This window comes from Saccharicrinis carchari (assembly GCF_900182605.1).
GTDB classification, from domain to species: domain Bacteria; phylum Bacteroidota; class Bacteroidia; order Bacteroidales; family Marinilabiliaceae; genus Saccharicrinis; species Saccharicrinis carchari.
In genome coordinates this window covers 1-22,859 of record NZ_FXTB01000005.1, presented here as the reverse complement: position 1 = coordinate 22,859, position 22,859 = coordinate 1, and the positions used below count along the sequence as shown (strand labels likewise).

The following is a 22,859-nucleotide window of genomic DNA, read 5'->3' as shown; positions in this document are numbered from 1 at the left end:
TAATTTATTTGTCTTTTGTTATTAATCCTATCTGTTGTGCTACCTGCTCCATCAGCCAGGGGGGTGTAGAAGTAGCTCCGCTAACTCCAACAGAACCCAGTGGTTCTTTAAACCAATCCTTCATCAACTCGGTGGCATTACTTACCATGTACGAACGCGGATTGGCTGCCTGGCATTTGGCAAACAGCATTTTTGCATTGCTGCTCTTTTGCCCGGCAACAAACACCATTACATCGTGACTTTTGGCGAAACGCATAATTTTTGGTAATCGCCCTGCCACTTGACGGCAAATTGTATCAAAAGCTTTACACTCCACACCAGGCTGTATATTTTCTTTAAAGAAGGCCGCTATACGGTCGAACTCCTCAATACCCTTAGTGGTCTGGGCGTAAAAATGAATCGGTCGTCCTAAGTCTATTTTTTTTGCCTCTTCCATAGATTCCACTACAATAGCTTCGTTATTGGTTTGACCTGTTAGCCCCACCACTTCGGCATGTCCATGTCTGCCGTAAATAACCAGCTGCCCATTTTTATCTTTTAAGCTAAGCCACGAATTTTTTATCCTTTGCTGCAGTTTCAACACCACAGGACAAGTGGCATCAATCAGTGTATGTCCTTTCTCCTTTGCTTTTTGATAGGTAGAGGGGGGCTCGCCGTGAGCCCGTATTAATATTTTTTTATTATCCAAGCTGGATAGATCGTCGTTCGATATCGAATCCAAACCCTTATCGCTCAGTCGATTCACCTCCATATCATTGTGCACAATATCCCCCAACGAATACAGTTTCTCGTTTTCCTTTCGGTCGCCTCCGGTTTGCTGGGAGCCCGGCTTTAAATGGGCTTCGGCTTTCTCCACGGCTTTTACCACCCCAAAGCAAAACCCTGAGGCAGGATCTATTTCTATAAGTACTGAAGACATTGTTTGAATTGTTTTTTTTCAGTGTTTATAATTTAATTTCGCATCTGCAAATTACTAAGCTTATAGCTGTTCATTAACCTTTACCATCAGTCAATCAACTTACGCACTCTAAGTTGATCCACGATAAAGTCTAATTGTTCCTGTTTAGTCAATTCACTATTGTCGAGCACCAGGGCATCATCGGCTCTCTTCAATGGGCTTTCTTCGCGGGTTTCATCCATATGATCACGTTTTTCAACATTTTTGAGTACCTCTTCAAAGGGGATGTTTTGCTTTTTTTCCTGATACTCTTTAAAACGTCGTTGTGCCCTAATTTCGGGTGATGCGGTCATAAATAGTTTTAAATCGGCATGAGGAAACACCACGGTGCCTATATCTCGTCCGTCCATCACTATACTCTGAGTTTGCCCCATAGCCTGCTGCAGCTCCACCATCTTTTTACGTACAAAAGCGATGGCACTAATCTGGCTTACATTATCGCTCACTTCGGGTCCTCTTATTTCGTTTTCCACCAACTTACCATTCAGGTAAGTTTGGTTGGTTTTGCTTTGGGCATCGAACTTAAATGATATTTGAATATGATGTAAGGCTTCTATTAATAAATCCTCATCGATAATGCCATTTTTTATAATTCCATTTTGCAGCGCGTATAACGTTACGCAACGATACATCGCTCCGGAATCGATAAAAACAATATTCAGCAGCTTGGCTAAATCCTTGGCCACTGTACTTTTACCACACGATGAATAACCGTCGATGGCAATAATCAATTTGGTATTTACTTTTGTCATTTTACATTATTTGAGCGTACAAAAATACAAAGAAAGAACTTTACTTAAAGCTGGAAAAGTTAGTAGCTATTGAAAAGTGGTTAGACGAACCGCCCAGATGATATCGGGCCGATCCATATGAAAATAAAAATTTATACACCTTAAATCCAAACCCCCACGAAAATCCGGCTGTCGACATGCGTTCTGCATATCCCAACTCTTTCCGTCTGCGGTGGTTGTATCCAAAATCTACATGAAAACTTTTAGACGGCATAAACTCTACACCCACCACCATATGCCGCATCAGCTTATCGCCAAATCCACTTTCGGTGGATTCCTCGCCCAGGGCAGAACTACTGGTATTCTGCGCATCGTAAAGTTTGTAAGTAAGATCCCAGTTTAAAAGATTTTGAGCTGTCAGGGAAAAACGGAAAGGGGCATGTGCCAAGCTTTTACTAAAACCTATCTGCAAATCCGAAGGCATCGTTTCGTGCACATCGTTATACGATGAAATTTGCGAACCTACATTTTTTAGTACTATGCCCATCGAGAAATTACTTTCGGCATGGTAATAATTAACCCCAAAATCAGCGGCCAATCCAAAAGAGGTATATACATCGAACTTAGAGTAAATAGGTTTGGCAGTAAGCCCCATGGATAAACGCGGCGACAATTGACGGGCGTAGGTCAGATTAAAAGAATATTCGGCAGCGGTAACTACACCCATGTTCTCTCCAATATCATTGGTGTGCTCAAAATCGCCGTAATTAATATTGTGCACCCCAAAACTAAACGATCCAATATTGTCAAAGTGTCTGGCATAGCCAACATATCCGTAGTTTATACTGGACATGTAAGGTACAAAATTAAGCACCAGCGCATTGTCCATCTCCTTTTGCAATAGTGCGGGGTTGTGATAGGCTAAATTCATGTCGCTATCGGCAATTGACACGTTAGCTCCACCTAAAGCGGCCACCCGAGCCGAGTTGGTCAGGTTTAAAAAGTCGTAGGTGTTCTCTCCTCCGCGTTGGGCACTGATGGTTTGTACTGTAGCTACCAACAATGCCATATATAAATACTTTTGCATACAGTTATCTTATTCTTTAACTATCCTTTAAACTACAAATATAAAGTTTTAGTGCACAATATCGTTTATCAACGGAAGATTAGGGATGATGAGCGCAGAGATTATGTGTGTATAAGTGGTGGTTATAAGAAAACTTTTACAGCTTTACACCAATGATACGAAAAATAAAAAATGCGTGCATTTTTCAGGTTGCCTTGGCAGAGATGTAGACGGAGCTACTTTTTCTTTTTAATACTCCTGCTTTAAGGTCTCCAGCACTTCGTAAACCGCCGGACATACAAAGGCGTTCCGGTAACTTAGGTTTAAAAGCTGGTAAAAGCGCTTGCGGTCGGTATGGGGATATTCGCGGCAGGCGCGCGGTCGCACTTCGTATATCATGCAGTAATTGTCGGGCATTAAAAAAGGACAGGGGCTTTGCTTAAACACATAATCCTCGTCTTCGTCTATTTCAAAATACATGTCAATCAGCTCGGGTCGCTTCATTTTTAAGCGTTTGGCTATCCGATCTATATCCCTATCGATAACAATGGGGCTGATGGACTTACAGCAATTGGCACAGTTGAGGCAATTTATTTTTTCAAAGGCTTTTACGTGTGCAGCATAAACGACATGATCCAGGGTTTTGGGCTTCTTTTTCCTCAGTCGAGTAACAAAAGTTTTATTCTCCCTGGCTTTGTTGTTGGCTAACTGTTGGTATCTTTCTAAATCGAGCTCCATTATTTCTTTTTTTAATCTGCGACACAAATAATCCCATCACCACTGTTGCAATACCCATGGCTTTCTGCGTATCAATGGCATCCCCTATAATCCACCAGGCAAATAAAGCCGTAAACACCGGAATAAGGTTGGTGAACATATTGGTTTTGGCCACTCCCAAAAACTTAATGGCCTTGGTAAAAAAAATAAAGGCCAGCGACGAGGCAAACACTGCCAGTTGAAACACCGCTATCCATGAATCTCCAGTGATGTTGGTATTTATCAAGCCCTTGTATTCCCATATAAAAAAGAATGGTGCAAACATGAAAATACCAATAAAATTTTGATACGCGACAATATTGATTGCCGAATATTTTTGTGAAAGATTTTTAAGTGTTAACGAATATCCAATGGTACTTAGCACCGCCACCAGCATAAGCAGGATGCCCAACAGAGAGGCATTGAGCTCAAAACCATTTTCGAATATCATGATGCCTACGCCAAAAAATGAGATAACAATACCCAACACGGCTAATGGAGTAACCTTCTCCTTTAAAAACAAAAAAGCAAACAGTGTGGCAAACAATGGAATGGTAGATACGATAACGGCCGCCAGTGTGCTGGACACCAATTTTACACCAAAGCTCTCGCCCATAAAATATAAAAAAGGCTCAAAAAATGAAAGCATCAAAATCGGTTTATAATCTTCCTTTTTTATGGCTTTCAACCTATTTGTTATCGTTAAAAAACCAAATAAAAGACCGGCACTTATTATCAACCTGAACAAAACAGTGGTTATGGGGTCAAACGACTGGTAGGCTACTTTTATCCACACGAACGATAGTGCCCAAAAAACCATGGACATTACTATATATACTACCGGAAATACACTTGTTCGCGAGAATACACTCGTTTTTGACATCTTTGGAAAATTAGACGACAAAAGTAAGAATTTTGTTGGTATGCAGTGTAAGTTTTATCCGAGCTTATAAGAATAAACAATTGTAACGCTTACAGCAGTGATTTAGTCTCGTATCAGTTGGATAGGGCTATAAAAGGTCAGCAATGAACAATCAAACGAATAGCACTGCAGACAATAGCCCTGACCAGGCTGGTTTGCGTCATGAATGATCGCGTGTAAATACAGGCTTCAGTTCTGTAGACAGTTGGCTGTTGTAATAGTACCCGTCCAAATCGAATGCCAGGATCTGGTCAGGATCCACAATTTTGTTTTGCACGATAAAACGTGTCATCAGCCCCCGAGCCTTTTTTGCATAAAAACTAATTAATTTGTACTCCCCATTTTTGGCATCTTTAAAAACAGGACTAATCACCTTTGCATCTAAACTTGCCATCTCTACGGCTTTAGAATACTCATTTGAAGCCAGGTTTATGAGCACCCTGTGATGGTTATCGGCCATGTCCCTCTTTAACATATCAGTAATTTTATTGCCCCAAAAAGCATAAAGGTCCTTTGCACGGCCTACACCCAATTTGGTGCCCATCTCTAACCGATAAGGCAAAATCAAATCAAGCGGGCGAAGCAATCCGTATAGTCCTGACAATATCCGTAATTTCTGCTGCATGTAGTCAACATCTTGCGCCGTCAATGAATAGGCATCCAAACCCTGAAAAACATCTCCCTTAAAAGCAAACACCGCTTGTTTGCCTTTTTCGGGATCGAAGGGGTAATGCCACTCTTTAAAGCGCATAAAATTTAATTCGGCCAGCTTTTCGCTTATCTTCATAAGCCTGGCCAACTTATTTGTCGAGTAGGTGTTTAGTTTATCCACCAGTTTTTGCGGTTCCTCGGTGAATCTAAAATCACTGTGCCCCGGATAGGGCACAGTTGTTTCAAAATCCAGCGATTTGGCGGGGGAAATAATTATTTGCATAGATAATGTGTTTCCGGCGTTCCCGGCCTGATAAATAGACTTTAATTAGTAAAAAAACGGGTTGTTTGCTTTTTCATGGCCAATAGTAGATGACGGGCCATGTCCGGAGTAAACTACGGTTTCATCAGGCAAGGTGAACAGGTGGGTTTTTATCCCTGAAATCAGTGTATCAAAGTCGCCACCGGGTAAATCGGATCTGCCCACGCTTTCGCGAAAAATCACATCTCCGGCTATTACTGCCTTTTCTTTTTCCATATAAAACACCACTCCGCCCGGCGAATGTCCGGGAATATGCCGTACCTGAATGGTAGAGCCGGCAAATTCAATCACCTGACCGTGCTCCAGGTATCCTTTAAGTGCCGGCGGATTTTGCTCTATCTGAACTCCCATTTGAGCCGCATAAGCCACCATTTGGTCTAACCAGAACTCATCGTCTTTATGGGCTTCGGCACCCAAATTATATTTTTCGCATACAAAATGATTGCCAAACACATGGTCTAAATGCAGGTGTGTATTTAACAAACGTACGGGTGTTAATTTATTATCGTCCAAAAACGTTACCAGATGCTCTTGTTCTTCTGGGCTGAGGCAACCGGGATCCACAATGATGCACTCTCCGTTTTCTGCAGCAATAATATAGGTGTTTTCTTGCCAGGGGTTAAAGGGTATTGTAATTACTTTAAGCATGTTGTTATTTCTTTTAAGTCAGATATTTCGTTCATCAATTGTCGTTTGTGTTCTATTTTGTTGGGGTTAAAATAAATATAGTCGAGCCCAAAATTAATGGCACCGTCAATATCGGTTTCCAGATTATCACCCACTACCAGCGATTCTTTTTTTCGGGCATTCGCACTTTTAACGGCATACTCAAAAAACGCCGTCTTGGGCTTTGAAGCCCCAATGGTTTCCGATATAAATATTTTAGAGAAATAAGGGCGCAACTTACTGTTTTTAAGTTTTAAATACTGCACTTCCTTAAACCCATTGGTAATAACATGTAGCGTGTAGCTTTGTTTAAGCTGCTCCAACACTTCGATAGCATGGGGCATCAAAGCCGTTTTGGTGGGACTAATGGCGATATAATCCCGGGCAAAATTCTGTGCGATGGTTTCGTCGCTAATACCCACCTGGTTAAAAGGCGTATGAAAACGGTCGAAGTTTAGCTGTGCTTTGGTCATCTTGCCCTCGCGGTAATGTATCCACAACATCTGGTTGTGTTTTTGGTAACGCTCGTAAAAGTCATCGAAACTAATAAAGGAACTACTTAAGCGGTACTTATCAAAAAGCTGTAACAGCGTGTGTAAAGAATTGGTTTCAAAATCCCACAGGGTATGATCCAGATCGAAGAAGAGGTGTTTGTATTTTTGCATTAAAAATCGAGTCTTGGGTATTTACGTATGGCTCCAAAGTTAAGCATAAAATCAGAGATACCTTATTAACCTTGGACACAGCGTTCGATAGCATAAACAAAGCATATATCTGTTTTATCTATTCTATTTCTCTTTATGCTTATCACTTTAGGCTTTGGAAGCTCTCTATGCTCTCCACTTTCTTTTTCAAAAATCAGTTCACTTGTACCACCATAAATTTAGAGATACTCCAAAATGCGTCTTTATCCAGGATATTTATTGTTTTGGTATCTTCTTCGCCCGAAACAATTTCGTAAGAGCTCTGAGGGTGTGGGGTAAGCATTTTAACTTTGGGGCGGAACAATGGAATGGCATCTACTTCGCGGATATCTATTTTTGTAAAATAATCTTCGTTAAAATTATCGGTGAGTATTTTTGTCTTTCCAAAAAGCGGAACACCTTCGCTCGAAATAATATTGTGTTCCTTAAGTTCCTTTTTAGTGCCGAAGGAATAGTAGGCGGTATATAGTTCAGTGGTAGTAGAATCCAACAGAGCGCGTGCATCTTTATTAACCGTACGGATAGAATCAATTACCTGACTCATACCTTCAACAGTAAAATTAAGCGAAGATATTTGAATATTCTGATTGGCCAGTTTTTCGTTAAGCTCAATAATTTCGACGCTTTTTTCCTTTAGCTGGCGGTTTAAGCGCGAAACCAGGCTATTGAGCCCTTTGTTGTTTGAACCCGATGATTTGAGTTTCTGCTCCAGCTCGGCAATTGTTTCTTTGTTGGCCAGCATCAGATTATAGATATCCTGAATATCTTTATTGATTCTTTTCTGAATATCAGGACTGGTCCCCTCCGGGCTTCCCATACTCACCCCAATCAGCTTTTCCTTTTCTTTTATTTCCTGCAGGTTCTCATCTATGGCAATTAGGGTAGTTACCAAGTCGTTGGTTATTTTTTGCTGTTCAATAGCAACCGATACCAAGGAGTCGTTTTGTTGTGTCAGATCCTTATTTTTAGCGGTGTTGCAAGCGGCCAAAACTATTACCAATATTGGTAAAATGAGGTTTTTTTTCATGATTCGTTAATTTGATTTGCGTTCAATAGTGTTTATATCGTAGGACATACTTTCACTAACGCTTGTTTTAGCATATTTATTTTCTTTTTTACCCACGGCTTTATCTACCTTACCCTCAACTACAATCACAATTTCGCCTTTCACCGTTTTTTTGCCAAAGTAGGCCGCAAGTTCGCCAAGGCTCCCTCTCTTGTTTTCCTCGTACATCTTGGTAAGTTCACGGCTTACGGATGCCTTTCGTTCGGCACCAAACATTTCGGCTAGTTGCTCCAGGGTTTTTACGAGCCTAAAGGGCGATTCGTAAAATATCATGGTGCGGGTTTCCTCCGCTAAAGCCCGCAGTTTTTTCTGACGACCTTTTTTGGGGGGTAAAAAACCCTCAAAACAAAACCTGTCGTTGGGCAGTCCGGAGTTAACCAAGGCGGGCACAAAAGCCGTGGCGCCCGGCAAACACTCTACATGCACGCCTTGTTCTATGGCATATTTTACCAATAAATAACCCGGATCCGAAATAGCCGGGGTGCCTGCATCCGAAACCAATGCCCCTGTTTCCCCTGCCAAAATACGCTGCACAATGGTTTCGGTAGTTTTATGCTCGTTAAATTTATGATGCGAAAACATTTTGGCTTCTATTTGAAAATGCTTGAGCAAAAACCCCGTTTTTCGTGTATCTTCAGCCAATATAAAGTCTGCCTCCTTTAATACATTCAGGGCTCGAAGCGTAATGTCTTCTAAATTGCCGATGGGAGTAGGTACAATGTATAATTTACTCATATAGTTGTCGATTAGCTGCTGATTGATAACTGAATGTTAGCCATTATCTACTTGGATATACTGGTATTTATCCCCCTATAACTGTTAACTACTGTCCCGTGAATCATTAAATTTGAATAACAGGCAGGTTATTGCTCTGATCCAACTGGTTGCTGTTAAAATTTTCTTTCAACATAACTTATAAATGCCTGGGTAGCTTCTTGCTCCCGGTCCCAATCAAAATTCGTTTGTATAAACGAAAGCGCGGAAGCCAAATCGGGCATCTGGTTGATTTGTTGCAAGGCATGGCTCATAAGCTCCGGCTTGCCCTCAAACAATTCGCGCTGAAACATAAAACGATCGTTTATACCCAATCCTTTGGTAAGATCATTTACCGGCTTTCCTTTAATATTATTTTTAAGGCCGGGCTGTTGCACTTTGGCCATAAAATCATTTACTGATTTTTTTTCACCACCAAAAGTTTCGCCAATGGTTTTAATGCTCTCCTCGGTTTTAGGATCTTCAATATAGGATGATTTTTTACCGGATACGACATTTTCTGTGGGATTGTCATCTACTGTAGCAAGGGGACTTTCGTCTATTGTATTGGTTTCCTCCACTTTATTTTTGCCTGTATCATCTTCCGGTTCATTTTCTTGCTGTGCTTCACTCATGCTTAGTACGGAATCAGTAGCGGGAGCACCTGCTTCCTTTTCAATTAAAGAGCTTACAATTGGTTTAGCTTCCTCCTTATCGTCTTGTTTATTGACAGGGTGCTGCACTTCAGGTTCCATTGGCCGCTCACTGTTTATATTTTTCAGCATTGAAAACTCTTCCATTAAATGCGCCATTTTCTTTTCGGTCAATTCAATAAAGGCAACTGGTATTTTCCCCTGTCCACGGAAGGACTTTACCATCGTTTCAATTTCACCTAAATCGCTTAAAATAATATTTAGCAACGCTTCTTTGTCCATAATAAATCAATTCAATCTCTTTTTTACTTATTTTGCAAAGTTAACGAATATATCGGGTGCAAAATATCAAGATAAAGGAATGTTTTTAGAAAATAAAATAAATACCAAAGGAAAACTGGGGTGGATAGAAGTAATTGCCGGCTCTATGTTCTCGGGAAAAACGGAGGAGTTATTGCGCCGATTGCGCCGTGCTAAGATTGCCCATCAAAAAGTAGAGATTTTTAAACCACATATCGACGTAAGGTATAGCCACAACCAAGTAGTTTCGCACGACGAGAATTCCGTTCTGTCCACACCGGTGGAATCTTCGGGTAATATTTTATTGCTCTGCTCTAACGTGGATGTGGTAGGCGTGGATGAAGCCCAATTCTTTGATAATGGCTTAGCTGATGTATGCTCTCAATTAGCCAATCAGGGCATACGTGTTATCGTGGCCGGATTGGATATGGACTTTAAAGGAAAGCCCTTTGGCCCGGTTCCTGCCCTTATGGCTTGTGCCGAATATGTAACAAAGGTACATGCAGTTTGCATGCAATGCGGCGATTTAGCCCATTTCTCGCACCGCTTGTCGACCGATGAAAAACTGGTAATGCTGGGTGAAAAGGCAGCATACGAACCCCTGTGCCGCGCATGTTATTGCAAAGCTACCCATAAAAACCTATAGCCTTAAATTAAACGGGATAAGCAAAACTGAAGTTCATTTTTTTAGCCCAAGCTGTACATTTTTTTATTCACTGATAAACATGACAGAATATCTTTTTAGCGAGGTGAGCCAATGGATACCATGCAAGGCGGTTATCAATCAAAACATAAGCTTTACGCATTTGATAACCGACAGTCGTTCGGTAAGCAATCCGGCAAAGGCATTGTTTATTGCCATTGCAGGACAAAACCATAATGGTCATAATTATATCTCTTCGCTATATCAGCAGGGCGTACGATGTTTTATGGTAGACGAGGACTTTGCTATACCCCCCCAATTAAATGAAGCCAATTACCTGGTGGTACCCAATACCCTGTTGGCTTTTCAGCAGATGGTAGCCCAAAAGCGCAGTTTTTACACCTGCCCCGTAATTGGCATTACCGGGAGCAACGGTAAAACGATAGTAAAAGAATGGATAGCCCAGCTGATAGGCAAAAGCAAAGTTACGGTTCGCTCACCCAGGAGTTACAACAGTCAAATTGGGGTTCCTTTGTCGGTATGGCAACTCAACCAAGATACCGAGCTGGGGATATTTGAAGCAGGCATTTCGCAAAAAGAAGAAATGGAAAAGATAGCTCCGGTTATTTCACCTACCATAGGGATGATCACCAATATTGGAGCTGCCCATCAAGAGAATTTTTTATCGGAGCATGAAAAGCTTCAAGAGAAAATAAAGCTCTTTGAGCAAAGCAAATACATTGTATATTGTTCCGATTGTATTACTATCGATAGGGCGATAAAAAAAACGTATCCAAACAAGCAACTTTTCACCTGGGGTGTAAACGCCAGTGCCAGTGTGCAGGTAATTCGGAAAAACACACTAGGCAATCAATGCCACCTGCATCTAAAATACCGGGGTGATGAATTTGAGATAGTGCTGCCTTTTGCCGATGAGGTTGCCTTTGAAAATGCCATGCATTCGATTGCACTTATGTTGTTATTGGGCTATACGGCAGGCTACATTACCCGGGCAGTAAAAAAACTGGTACCGGTGGCCATGCGCATGGAACTGAAAGAAGGCATTAACAATTGCATGGTCATCAACGATTCGTATAACTCCGACTTGTTGTCCCTTTCCTTATCACTCGATTTCCTGGTGCAGCAGAGCGAACACAGCAACCACAAGCGTACTTTAATTCTTTCAGACATATATCAAAGTGGCATGGATGATATTAACCTGTGTACGCAAATTAACCGTTTATTAAAACAAAAAGGGATTTCTAAATTGATAGGAGTTGGCAAGGTGTTGCAATCACATGCCTCGCTATTTGATATGGATGCGATTTTTTACGCATCTACGGATGACCTGCTTAGCGCCTTAGTACCCGGCAAGTTTAAAAATGAAGCCATATTGATAAAGGGCTCGAGAAATTTTGAGTTCGAAAAGGTGTCGTCCGTTTTGGAGATGAAACACCATCAAACCAGTCTGGAGATTAACCTTAATGCATTAGTTGACAATTTGAATTTCTACCGCGCTAAGCTCCAGCCGCATACCAAACTACTGGCTATGGTAAAGGCTTTCAGCTACGGTAGTGGTTCGTTTGAGATTGCCAAGGTGCTGCAACATCAGAAGATAGATTACCTTGGTGTGGCTTTTGCCGATGAAGGCGTAGAGTTGCGGAAAGCCGGCATTTCGTTGCCTATTGTTGTTATGAACCCCGAAATAAAAAGTTTCCAACTGATGCTACAACATCAGCTCGAACCGGAAATATACAGCTGCAAAGAGCTCCATCAATTTGTAGCGGTACTAAAATCAGAAGCCATAAGCGATTATCCTGTTCATCTAAAAATAGACACCGGAATGAACCGCCTGGGCTTTGTGCCCTCACAGGTGGATGAGTTAATAAGCCTTTTGAACCAAATGCCTCAAGTGCATGTTAAATCTGTTTTTTCTCATCTGGTTGGCAGCGACAACATGCAGTTTGATGATTTCACCCATGAACAGATTGTGGCTTTTACCCATACTACCGATAAAATAGAACAAGGGTTGGGATATCCATTTATCAGGCACATTTTAAATTCATCGGGCATACTGCGCTTCCCACAAGCACAATTTGATATGGTTCGCCTGGGCATTGGCATGTACGGCATCGGCGATACAGCGTTGCATAAACTAAAGTGTGTAACCCGTTTCAAATCGTATATTTCGCAAATAAGGCAGGTTAAGGCCTACCAAACAATAGGCTACAACCGAAAGGGGCAGTTAAATTACGATGCCGATATTGCCGTGGTACCGGTTGGTTATGCCGATGGCCTCAACCGAAAACTGGGCAACGGCGTGGGAGCGATGTTGGTAAATGGTCACTCGGCTCCCATTGTAGGCAATATTTGCATGGATATGTGTATGTTAGATGTAACCGGAATTAAAGCCAACGAGGGCGATGAAGTAGAAATTTTTGGACCTAAACTTCCGGTTACACAACTGGCGCGCATCCTAGACACCATCCCATACGAAATATTCACCAGCATCAGCCGCCGTGTTAAAAGGGTGTATTTTTACGAGTGAGGATTCGAAGTTAAAAAATTGAAAATTAAAAGTTGTAAAGCTGGAAGTTTATAACTGACTATTGCTCATAGAGGTTAGAGCTTGGAGGTTAGAGGTTAGAGACTTGCAAGCAGCTGAGAGTTAACAACCATAAGCGTATAGCGTACAAAAATTCCGCAAACCGTAAAACCGCTATAGCTGATAACTGATTTCCCTGTTTGTCACCAGACAAGACGCCAACTGTCACTGCTAACTGTTGACTGATTACTGCTAACTGATTACTGCTAACTGATTACTGCTAACTGATTACTGCTAACTGCCCTCCTATCCCAGCTTCGATATCTTCTCCAGCTTTTCGATGTTTAAGATCCGAATAATCCTTCCATCAACATGTATTACCTCTTCATTTACAAAGGTAGATAAGGTACGTATTGCATTAGAGGTAGTCATATTGGAGAAATTCGCCAGGTCTTCGCGCGATAGAAAAACATTTAATGTGATGCCGTCCTCTTCAAAGCCATAAATATCTTTTAACACCAGAAGACTTTCGGCCAGTCTGCCACGAATATGCTTTTGTGTTAAGGTAACTGTTCGGTAGCGCGAAAAACCGAGCTCTTGCGCCAGCGATCGGATAATATTTAAACTGAATTTGTGGTTATTTTCGAGCAACTCAAAAACCAATGCTTTAGGAATATAAAAAATAGTACACGGTTCAATCACCACCGCCGAAGCCACATGTGGCCCCTCGGCAAAAAAAGCCCGATAACCTATAAATCCGGGGGGATTAGCCATACGTACAATCTGATCGCGCCCTCCAAAACCTATTTTATAAACCTTTACTTTTCCTGACCCCAGGCATAACAAGCCATCGGGCACCTCACCCTCATGATAAATAACATCGTTTTTTTTATAATGTATGGCCTTATGATTTTTTAATACCTTTTCCTTTTCTTCATTGGTCAAAACATCATAAAGCTGGGATATGTCTTTAATGCTGGGTTCTTTTATATCGGTTCTTCGTAGCATCGCAAATATGTTGTACAACATGTTAATTTCAGCCAAAAATAGAAAAAAGCCTACATACTAACAAGTAAATTATAGTGTTGCAGACTTTTTTATCTGTTTTTGATACTAAAACACGTTCATTTGCGCTAAAACTTAGTTACCAAGGGGATTCTGCGTCCCATACCAAAAGCTTTTGATGAAACACGAATAATGGGTGCCGTTTGAAAGCGTTTGTATTCGTTTAGATTTACCATTCGGATCGCTTTTTTAACTACATCCGCATCAAATCCTGCGGCTATAATATCTTGCTGCGATTGGTTTTTTTCGATATAATTAAACAGTATTTGATCCAGCACTTCATAATCCGGCAAGGAGTCACTATCCTTTTGATCGGGGCGTAACTCAGCCGAAGGTGGTTTTACAATAGTGTTTACCGGTATAATTTCCTCCTTTCGATTAATATAACGTGCCAAGGCAAAAACATCGGTTTTATACACGTCTCCCAATACAGACAATCCGCCATTCATATCGCCGTAAAGAGTACCATACCCTACAGCAGCCTCACTCTTGTTGGAAGTATTGAGCAAAATATGGCCAAACTTATTTGAGAGTGCCATCAGCAAACTACCCCTTATCCTGGCTTGTATATTTTCTTCCGTCAGATCGGGTTTAAGTCCTTTAAACAAGGGATTCAGGGTATGTTCATAACTATCTACTATATCCCCAATGGGCAGTATATCGTACGCCACATTCAGGTTGTTTGCCAACTCTTCGGCATCTTTAATAGAGTGCTCCGATGAGTACTTCGATGGCAACAACAGAACCCGGAGGTTTTGCGCTCCCAAAGCTTGCTCCGCAATAACAAGGGTAACTGCCGAATCGAGCCCCCCGGAAAGACCAAGCGTGGCTTTAGTAAATCCTGTCTTACTAAAATAATCCCTCACCCCCAGCACTAAGGCATCGCATATTAACTGCATCTTGCCGGCTTGCACTTTGGTTAAAACATTATCTTGCTCAACATCCTGAAGGTAGCAATATTGAATGTCCTCCTTAAAGGAATTAAGCTGATTTACAATCTGACCCTTGCTATTTACTACCAACGAGCTTCCATCGAAAACCAGCTCGGTGTTGGCCCCGACCTGATTAACATATACAAATGGAAGCTTATTTTTAATAGCCTTTTGACTGATTATCTGATGCCTGATGTGACCCTGATTATAGGAAAAAGGAGAAGCCGCTATATTGACCACAAAATCCGGATTGAGCTTTTTTAACTCCTGCATAGGAGAGTTGGTGTACAACTTATCTTTGGCAAATGAGTTAGCCACTGGTTGCTCATCCCATAAATCCTCGCAAATGGTAAGAGCCATTTTTTTTCCATTAACTTCAACCAAACTAAAATGCCTGTTGGGTTCAAAGTAGCGGTACTCGTCGAAAACATCGTAATTAGGGAGTAAAGTTTTATGATGTACCGATTGAATTTTACCTGCACTTAGCACAAAAGCTGAGTTAAAAAGCTTTTTACCACTGGCTTGGTCATTGATGCTCGGACACCCCACAACAGCAGTAATATCCTGGCACCTGGAAGCAATTACATCTATTTGCTGTAAACACTGCTGCACAAAGGCCTCTCGCTCCAGTAAATCCAGCGGGGGATATCCGCATACTGCCAGTTCCGAAAACACGATTAATTCGCAAAGGTCTGCTTGGGCTTTTTCAATGCTCGTAATTATTTTTTGGGTATTCGCTGCAAAGTTTCCAACATGAAAATTTAATTGGGCAAGTGCTATCTTCATTGTATTTTCTCTAATAATTACCTCTAAAAAATAACCCCAAAATTAAAAACTAACCTGTTCAGGTTGGCCTTATCGTCAATTGTTTTGTTACTTGTAACGTCGCTAAGACCTTGGTTATAGGTAAGCCCAAACATTAAATAAGCATCGCCCCCGATAGAATATTGCATACCACCACCAAACTGATATCCAAAGTTAAATTTACGCACTTCGTCGTTTATATTTTTTCCTGCGCCATCGTTGGTTTTAATATTTACCTGACCTGACAAACCAAATATACCGTAGTAACTGGCGCGTTGAAAATCGTTGGTCTGCAGCTTCAGACTAAAAGGCACTTCCAGGTACTTTAAGCGATATTCAAAGGTCGAGTTTGGAGGCAGTGCTACAATTTCTCCACCAACAGTAAAGTCAATTGGCTCATTATTATCATTGTATCTTAACTTACCTCCCGTGGTATTAATGGTTAGTCCGGTTGAAATGGCGTAGTTTTTAGCAAAAAACTTATCCATTACTACACCAAAATTATAGCCCATTAAGTTACCGTTTACATCGGCAGCCCCATGATCCGATTTTAACCAGCTTATTTGCGGGTTTAATACAAAGGCAAACCTGTAATCCGATTCTCTTCCCGATCTTGATTGGGCCATTGCCGTCCATGCAATCAATAATGTCAGTATAACTGTTGAAATAACTTTTTTCATATACTCTATATTTTCTTTCAATTATGATATAGCCGGTCCCGGTTTCTCATCGCGGTAACAAGCCAAAATATAATCACTATCCTCCCACCCGACGGTACAGATTATGTAAGCAGCTTTTCTTATCGCTTGCCCCTTTCTATCTGGCCTGTATCATATGCTTACGTTTTAGTGAAGCGCTTAGATCCCGTACAAAATTTAATTTCTCTTGATACAGTATTGCCACTCCATTACATTATTATCTGTACAGGTTATGTCGGTTTTATCTTACAATTGTTGTGAATACTTTACTAAGCAACAAACTTAATAAAAAACGCAAAAACAAACCGCTAAGTATAAAAAATAGATTTTTTGTGCGTGGTGCATAACAATTGGCGTTTTGGTTGGAGCTTTCTACCTTATCTCTTACCCTCAAAAAACCGCGTTTAATGCTCCACCCTAGCGATGCCACCATAGCTTAATGCTTTATGTCGGCCGCTGCCTGGCGTACCTTTGTGCAATAAAACTGACCGCAATTAATTGCAAAGAGTGATACACCATTATGGGAATGATAAATATACCCTGTGAAGCCATATTTTTAAATAACACATTGGCCATGACCGAACCATGTACCAAGGATTTTTTTGATCCACAAAACAAAGCTGTAATCCTGTCTTCTCTTGAAAAACTGAGCTTTACTGCCACATAATATACTATGCCGTAAATAATAACAAAAGTAAAACCGATAAGTACAGCCGTAATGCCAAGATGTAATAGGCTGATATCGTCGAAAATATTTGCTTTAAAAGATTTCCCGAAGCTGTTGTACACGATCAAAAGGATAATAGACTTATCGAACGTGGTGAGATAGCGACGATATTTTCGGGCTGTACCGCCAAAAAATTTATTAAGGGAAAGACCTGCTATAACAGGAAGCAATATCTTCACTATCAAACTTATCACACTTTCCCAAAAATCAAATCCTGCATCTGCCGAACCCATAAAAACACCCATCCATATGGGGGTAAGCACAATACCAATCAATCCGGATATACTGGCATTAAAAATAGCACCCGGTATATTTCCTTTGGCAATGGATACCATTACTACGGACGACGAAACCGTTGAGGGTAGTGCTGCCATAAAAAACAGTGCCAGCCACAACAGCTCGGTATCTTCGGAGTGTACCAGAGGACGTAAACAGATCACAAGGAGTGGAAAGAGGAAAAAAGTAGTCAGTTGAACCAATAAATGAAGTTTGTAGTTTAACAAGCCTTGTTTCATACTTTGAGGACTGAGCTTTAAACCATAAAAAAAGAAGATTAGCGAAATACCCACAGTGGTAAGAGTTTCAAGGTTTATTGTGCTCCAATTATCATCCATAGCCGGAAACCAATACGCCAATGCAATCATACAGAGCAGCCCAACTATAAAGCCATCAATTTTTTTAAGCATCCGTTTAAGTTTGATAACAAAAGTAGCAAATGTATTTATATCGTCTATATTAAAGTCAATGATTGACCTTCGCCTTATTGGATAGGTATTTTGTGTTAAAATATATAATTTTGAAAAGTGAAATTTAAAGATGTAAAAATGAATATATTATCCAATAAACTATCGTGGATTGCATGTCTATTATTGACCGTCATCGTTTTTTCGTGCAGAGATAAAACCATGCACCCCGATGTAAGTGACATACAGGTAAATTTTGAGCTTTTTCCTATTTATCAGGAAATTCATGGGGTGGACACCTTAAAAATTGATTCCGAAATTTCACCCATCGTTAATCGTCATAAAGATTTTATGAGGGCCTACGCCTTTAAAATGATTAATTTGGGTAATCCGCAAGCACCCGATTTCCCCGAACGCATGTACGATTTCATCACCTATCCCGCCAATAAGGATATCTACGCCAAGTCCAATGAAATATTTCCTGATTTTAAAGACTTTAGGCGGGAACTGGAATCGGGCTTCAGGCATTATAAATATTATTTCCCGGAAGTAAGCATACCGAATATCTACTTGATGATTTCAGGTTTCAGCCAGTCCATTGCGGTAGATTCGGCATGGGTAGGTGTGAGTATTGAAAAATATTTAGGTGAAGATTGCGAGTTTTACGAATGGTTAAATATACCCAAATACCTGCGTAGGGGCATGACGAAGGAAAAAATGGCACCCGACGTTCTAAGAGCCATCGCTTTAACAAATTTTACCTATAACAAGCAGGTGGATGACCTGATAAACAATATGATATTTAAGGGCAAGGTACGTTATTTTGTGCATCGCATGTTTCCTGATATTCAGGACACCTTATTGTTTGATTACACCCCCCAGCAAATGCACTGGTGCCAGGAACACGAAGCGGATATGTGGGCATCGCTGGTTGAATGGAAACATCTTTTTGAAGAAGACAGAATGACGATTCAAAAATATACAGGCGATGCACCATTTACAGCTAATTTTGGGAATAACTCTGCACCCAGAGCCGGTGAGTTTATTGGCTACAAGATTGTGAAAGCGTACATAAAAAACAACAAACACATTTCGCTAAAAGAACTGATGGAAGAAACGGATGGGCGTAAAATACTGGCGGCATCCAAATATCGGCCTTAAAAAAAAGGTGTGTAGCTATATTCTATGCAGCAATTGATTTACATTAAGTAAGTTAACAAGGTATATCTTACATTTATTATTACTGAAGAAGCAAATTAAGTATGGGTATTTTAAACCAAAAAAAAAATATTCGTGCCCGGATTATTCAAGCTAAGCTGCAATTGACCGCCACAGCAATTGCAAAGCAGTCGGATAATGTTAGGCTACAATTGGAGCAATTGCCCCAATTTAAGGCAGCCAAAAATATACTTTGTTACTGGTCGCTTCCCTACGAAATAATAACCCATGAGTTTATTTTACGAAACCATATTCACAAAAACATTTACCTGCCCAAAGTAAAGGGCAGGCATTTAACCATCCATAAATTCATTGGTGCCAGCTCCATGCAAGCGGGTAATTTTGGCATCATGGAACCGGTGAGCAATGTGCTGACTAATTTAGATTTGATAGACTTTGCCATTGTGCCGGGAATAGCTTTTACGAATAATGGGCATCGACTGGGGCGTGGTGGTGGTTATTACGATAAAGTATTGCCCAAATTAACAAATGCATACATAGTAGGTGTTGGTTTTGATTTGCAACTGCTCAAAGAGATCCCCTGCGAAGCGCACGATTTTATTTTAGACAAAATTGTTATTGCGGGCAAATAAAAAAGCCCTACCTCGGAATAGATAGAGCTTTATTTTTTATTGAAATAATAATTATGCCGGATGAATCGCTTCTGTGGGACAGACATCGGCACAACTACCACAATCGGTACAAGTTTCCGCATCAATTACATAAATATCACCCTCAGAAATAGCATCAACAGGACACTCATCAATGCATGTTCCGCATGCAATACAATCTTCGTTTATAACGTAAGCCATCTTCGTAATGTTTATATTAATAATTTACATGCAAAAGTATTTTCTTTTTTTCTATATAAAAACAAAAAACAACAAATTCAGTTTATTTGAAACGTTTTTAAATAAGACCGGAAGTATCTGTCTAGTCCCCTGCATATTGTAATAAGTAAATAGGCATCCTACTTTCTATTGACCACAAGGCGAAGCAGAAAAGCATTTTATTATAAAATAGAGGAACCCCATTGATTTACTGCTTTATCATAGCTCCCCTTTTAATAATTTCTATGGTTCTACAACACCCTATTCATTACTGCCTTCCAACAAGATCAATGCAATATAGGCCATTAATCCCACCGATGTTTCCAACGACGATTCGTTAAGGTTGAAACCCGGCGTGTGCAAGCCTCCCGTATGTACATCCTCCGGCTGCTTAACGCCAAAGCGATAAAAAGTACATGGGTAGGTCTGCGTATAATAACCAAAATCTTCGGCCGTCATGCGTATATCCATTTTATGCACACGCTCCTGCCCCAAATACTTCTGAGCTGCTTCAAAAGCTCTTGCCGTTACTTTTGCCTCATTGGTTACCACCGGATAGCCATCGTTGATCATTACCTTGCAGGTGGCACCCATACTTGCCGCCACCTCGGCAGCTATTTTTTGTATTTGCACTTTCAATTTACCCCGCCATTCTTCATTCATAGTGCGCAAGGTACCTGCTATCTCCACCTTTTCGGGGATAATATTGGTGGCACCGTTTGCAATTACTTTTCCAAAGGATAAAACCGTAGGAATATTGGCCGGAACAATGCGGCTAACCACCTGCTGTAAGGCAACAATAATATGCGAGGCAATTAGCACAGTGTCGGTTAAGGTGTGGGGCATTGCAGCGTGTCCTCCCTTGCCACTGACGGTAAGATAAACCTCGTCGCCTGATGCCATATACATGCCTTCCTTAAAGCCAACGTGGCCTGTTGCCATATCAGGCAGCACATGCTGACCGATAATAATATCCGGTTTCGGATTATCCAGGGCTCCCTCTTCCATCATTAGCTTGGCACCGCCGGGAAAAGATTCCTCACCCGGCTGAAATATTAGCAGCACCGTCCCTTCCCATTGTTCTTTTAGCTCATTCAGTATCCTGGCCGTGCCTAATAAAGATGCTGAATGCGCATCGTGACCACAGGCGTGCATCACGCCTTTATTGCGCGATCTTACCTGATTATCCTCACTTTCATTAATGGGCAGGGCATCCATGTCGGCACGTAGCGCAATTACTTTTTTGTCCGGATTTTTACCTTTTATCACCCCTACAATACCCGTTTTTACATAGCCCCCTTTATACGGAATACCATATTCATCTAACTTAGCACAGATGTATTTTGAGGTATTAAACTCCTGAAACGAGAGTTCCGGGTTTTCATGTATATGACGACGTACTTCAATTATCTCGGGGTAATATTTTTTGGTTAGTTGCTTTATACTTTGTTTTAAATCCATCGTGTTAAAATAAAATAAGCTTCGGTTTGTGTTAATGTAGCAGCCATATTGCAAAGTAAAATAAAATATAACAGCTTATCCATAAACGAGCTGCTTTAATTTTCAATGTCTATTTTCGATGCTTTCAATGATAGGGTAATACCTACTTTAACCAAGTATAAGCAACTATTAATAAAGTGCTTCAATGCCTGCTATTTGAATGTAGCTAATCGCGAAGTATTATTACTCCGGTCTGCTTAGTCGCCTTTTAAGGTTCATAAAAAATAAAGAGAGAATAGAACCCATAACTTTTTATTTAATCCAGTAACTATTGTTCCTTTCGTATGCTTTATTGCGCGTTAGTACGGTATCACAAGATGTTTTTGTAGGAGTAATGATAATTCTAAATCAACAAAACGCCCTCAACTGACAATAAAGATCAAAACTTTAGCTTACACAACTGATTTTTTTTGAAATATACTACTTGTGCGATAGGCATAATAAGCCCCAAATGCCGATACCAATAACGATATAAAATAAAATAATATACTTAATGCAATCGCATGATCCTGGTTTAAACCCAAATATTGAGAACCAAACATAAAGGTAACCTCCCTTAATCCCAACCCTCCCAACGAAATAGGAATGGCAGACATTATACTCGACAATAAAAACAAAAATAAATAGTCATTCTGTCTACCTGCCAATTCGGTGCCCATTGATTTTAATATCATAATTGCCGAAACCATTTGCAAACCCTGTATTATTATAGAAAGTAATAAAACCCGCCATGCAGATGCGGTTAAATGACGACTAAAAGTCCATAGATATAAATAATACCCCAATGCAATAAAGGGTATTAAAATAATGAAGTAATTTAGGTATGGATTGATCCAAACCAACATATCGTGAACCCACTTAATCCCATCTTCCGGAACTGCATTTTTGCCTAAATCGTAATCAATAAAATACACCAATGCACACAGATACACCAGAATAATAGCCAATCCACTCAACCTATCGGCCAATACGGTGCCAACCAGTCGCTTTAATGATGCGTTATAGTATTTACGTATCAAAAAAACCTTATACCCATCGCCTCCCACTCCCCCGGGCAGAAACAAATTATAAAACATCCCCAACCAATATAGTTTAAGGTTGACGACTGAACTTATTTTTACCGGAACATATTTATAAAATACATTTAACCTGAAAGCTGAAACCACTTGCGAGAGCGCATAAATAAAAATTGAAAGGAATAAAAGCCATACATTGATACTTCGCATGGCATTAAAAGTTTGTCCAACATCAATTTTTGAGAATACATAATACAATGCACTTACGGATAAAACTATTTTGGCCAACAGTTTTATAGCTTTGGAGTGATCTTTAATAAACGACAATATAGTTGAATTTAACGTTAAAACTAGGCCCGGGATAATTTAGGTAATCCATTTACTGCACAAAGATATAGTTTTACCCGATACCCAAAATGGAAATTGTTTTAAAATGAGCTTTTAAAATATCCGGATACCTGAAACTACATAAGCTTTACCCGTACAACTCCATACCTTCCCTTTTTGAAGGATATACAAAGGCGTTCAAACAAAAAAAGAGCAACCGAAATGAGTTTTCGATTGCTCTTTTTAAAGATGGGCGGCGACCTACTCTCCCACATTTCTGCAGTACCATCGGCGCTAACGGGCTTAACTTCTCTGTTCGGAAT

General features: G+C 40.5%; 22 protein-coding genes and 1 rRNA gene. 4 read left to right on the top strand and 19 right to left on the bottom strand.

Annotated elements, in window-relative coordinates:
* Positions 1–4: 4 nt before the first annotated feature.
* The 11 genes from FN809_RS10540 to FN809_RS10490 form a co-directional block, all read right to left on the bottom strand.
* Entirely contained in the window at positions 5–919 is a 915-nt protein-coding gene (locus FN809_RS10540) for a 4-hydroxy-3-methylbut-2-enyl diphosphate reductase (protein WP_142533488.1), read from the bottom strand.
* Positions 920–1,005: 86 nt separating this feature from the next.
* Entirely contained in the window at positions 1,006–1,710 is a 705-nt protein-coding gene (gene cmk / locus FN809_RS10535) for a (d)CMP kinase (RefSeq protein WP_142533487.1), read from the bottom strand.
* A 40-nt stretch (positions 1,711–1,750) separates the two neighbouring features.
* The gene (gene porQ / locus FN809_RS10530; RefSeq protein WP_142533486.1) at positions 1,751–2,776 is read right to left on the bottom strand and encodes a type IX secretion system protein PorQ; all 1,026 of its coding nucleotides are present in this window, start codon (positions 2,774–2,776) and stop codon (positions 1,751–1,753) included.
* Between the two features lie 228 nt (positions 2,777–3,004).
* Positions 3,005–3,493 (bottom strand): YkgJ family cysteine cluster protein, encoded by a 489-nt coding sequence (locus FN809_RS10525; protein WP_142533485.1) that lies wholly within the window; start codon positions 3,491–3,493, stop codon positions 3,005–3,007.
* On the bottom strand, positions 3,435–4,394 hold the full coding sequence (locus FN809_RS10520) for a DMT family transporter (RefSeq protein WP_142533484.1): 960 nt from the start codon (positions 4,392–4,394) through the stop codon (positions 3,435–3,437). Before FN809_RS10520 ends, FN809_RS10525 begins: the two co-directional genes overlap by 59 nt.
* A 199-nt stretch (positions 4,395–4,593) precedes the next feature.
* A complete protein-coding gene (yaaA, locus tag FN809_RS10515) occupies positions 4,594–5,367 on the bottom strand; it encodes a peroxide stress protein YaaA (RefSeq protein ID WP_142533483.1) in 774 nt (257 codons plus the stop codon).
* 45 nt (positions 5,368–5,412) lie between these two features.
* Entirely contained in the window at positions 5,413–6,054 is a 642-nt protein-coding gene (locus FN809_RS10510) for an MBL fold metallo-hydrolase (protein WP_142533482.1), read from the bottom strand.
* A complete protein-coding gene (locus FN809_RS10505) occupies positions 6,042–6,737 on the bottom strand; it encodes a YjjG family noncanonical pyrimidine nucleotidase (protein ID WP_142533481.1) in 696 nt (231 codons plus the stop codon). The genes FN809_RS10510 and FN809_RS10505 overlap by 13 nt, the downstream gene beginning before the upstream one ends.
* A gap of 193 nt (positions 6,738–6,930) precedes the next feature.
* Positions 6,931–7,803 (bottom strand): Cbp1 family collagen-binding glycoprotein adhesin, encoded by an 873-nt coding sequence (locus FN809_RS10500; protein ID WP_142533480.1) that lies wholly within the window; start codon positions 7,801–7,803, stop codon positions 6,931–6,933.
* Between the two features lie 6 nt (positions 7,804–7,809).
* A complete protein-coding gene (gene rsmI, locus FN809_RS10495) occupies positions 7,810–8,577 on the bottom strand; it encodes a 16S rRNA (cytidine(1402)-2'-O)-methyltransferase (protein WP_142533479.1) in 768 nt (255 codons plus the stop codon).
* Positions 8,578–8,732: 155 nt separating this feature from the next.
* Positions 8,733–9,530 (bottom strand): hypothetical protein, encoded by a 798-nt coding sequence (locus tag FN809_RS10490; RefSeq protein WP_142533478.1) that lies wholly within the window; start codon positions 9,528–9,530, stop codon positions 8,733–8,735.
* Between the two features lie 79 nt (positions 9,531–9,609).
* On the opposite strand from FN809_RS10490, the gene FN809_RS10485 reads away from it, so the two are divergent.
* Both FN809_RS10485 and FN809_RS10480 read left to right on the top strand, forming a co-directional pair.
* On the top strand, positions 9,610–10,194 hold the full coding sequence (locus FN809_RS10485) for a thymidine kinase (protein ID WP_142533477.1): 585 nt from the start codon (positions 9,610–9,612) through the stop codon (positions 10,192–10,194).
* Positions 10,195–10,273: 79 nt separating this feature from the next.
* Positions 10,274–12,739: a bifunctional UDP-N-acetylmuramoyl-tripeptide:D-alanyl-D-alanine ligase/alanine racemase gene (locus tag FN809_RS10480; RefSeq protein WP_142533476.1), complete on the top strand. Its 2,466-nt coding sequence runs from the start codon at positions 10,274–10,276 to the stop codon at positions 12,737–12,739.
* A 303-nt stretch (positions 12,740–13,042) separates the two neighbouring features.
* Here FN809_RS10480 and FN809_RS10475 read toward each other — a convergent pair whose 3' ends face one another.
* The 4 genes from FN809_RS10475 to FN809_RS10460 form a co-directional block, all read right to left on the bottom strand.
* Positions 13,043–13,744: a Crp/Fnr family transcriptional regulator gene (locus tag FN809_RS10475; protein WP_142533475.1), complete on the bottom strand. Its 702-nt coding sequence runs from the start codon at positions 13,742–13,744 to the stop codon at positions 13,043–13,045.
* Between the two features lie 125 nt (positions 13,745–13,869).
* Positions 13,870–15,519 (bottom strand): NAD+ synthase, encoded by a 1,650-nt coding sequence (locus FN809_RS10470; protein WP_142533474.1) that lies wholly within the window; start codon positions 15,517–15,519, stop codon positions 13,870–13,872.
* 23 nt (positions 15,520–15,542) lie between these two features.
* The gene (locus FN809_RS10465; RefSeq protein ID WP_142533473.1) at positions 15,543–16,217 is read right to left on the bottom strand and encodes a porin family protein; all 675 of its coding nucleotides are present in this window, start codon (positions 16,215–16,217) and stop codon (positions 15,543–15,545) included.
* A 462-nt stretch (positions 16,218–16,679) separates the two neighbouring features.
* A complete protein-coding gene (locus FN809_RS10460) occupies positions 16,680–17,648 on the bottom strand; it encodes a bile acid:sodium symporter family protein (RefSeq protein ID WP_142533472.1) in 969 nt (322 codons plus the stop codon).
* A gap of 138 nt (positions 17,649–17,786) precedes the next feature.
* On the opposite strand from FN809_RS10460, the gene gldB reads away from it, so the two are divergent.
* Positions 17,787–18,806: a gliding motility lipoprotein GldB gene (gene gldB / locus FN809_RS10455; RefSeq protein WP_142533471.1), complete on the top strand. Its 1,020-nt coding sequence runs from the start codon at positions 17,787–17,789 to the stop codon at positions 18,804–18,806.
* Between the two features lie 101 nt (positions 18,807–18,907).
* Positions 18,908–19,456, top strand: a complete 549-nt coding sequence (locus FN809_RS10450) for a 5-formyltetrahydrofolate cyclo-ligase (RefSeq protein ID WP_142533470.1) — start codon at positions 18,908–18,910, stop codon at positions 19,454–19,456.
* Positions 19,457–19,507: 51 nt separating this feature from the next.
* Here the strand turns inward: FN809_RS10450 and FN809_RS10445 are convergent, their stop codons facing one another.
* From FN809_RS10445 to rrf, 4 genes are all read right to left on the bottom strand, one after another.
* Complete coding sequence (locus FN809_RS10445) at positions 19,508–19,675, bottom strand: DUF362 domain-containing protein (protein ID WP_142533469.1); 168 nt, start codon at positions 19,673–19,675, stop codon at positions 19,508–19,510.
* Positions 19,676–19,954: 279 nt separating this feature from the next.
* Complete coding sequence (locus tag FN809_RS10440) at positions 19,955–21,154, bottom strand: M20 metallopeptidase family protein (protein ID WP_142533468.1); 1,200 nt, start codon at positions 21,152–21,154, stop codon at positions 19,955–19,957.
* 431 nt (positions 21,155–21,585) lie between these two features.
* A complete protein-coding gene (locus tag FN809_RS10435; protein ID WP_185957536.1) occupies positions 21,586–22,536 on the bottom strand; it encodes a lysylphosphatidylglycerol synthase transmembrane domain-containing protein in 951 nt (316 codons plus the stop codon).
* A gap of 248 nt (positions 22,537–22,784) precedes the next feature.
* Positions 22,785–22,859 (bottom strand): 5S ribosomal RNA (gene rrf / locus FN809_RS18260); the annotation flags it as partial.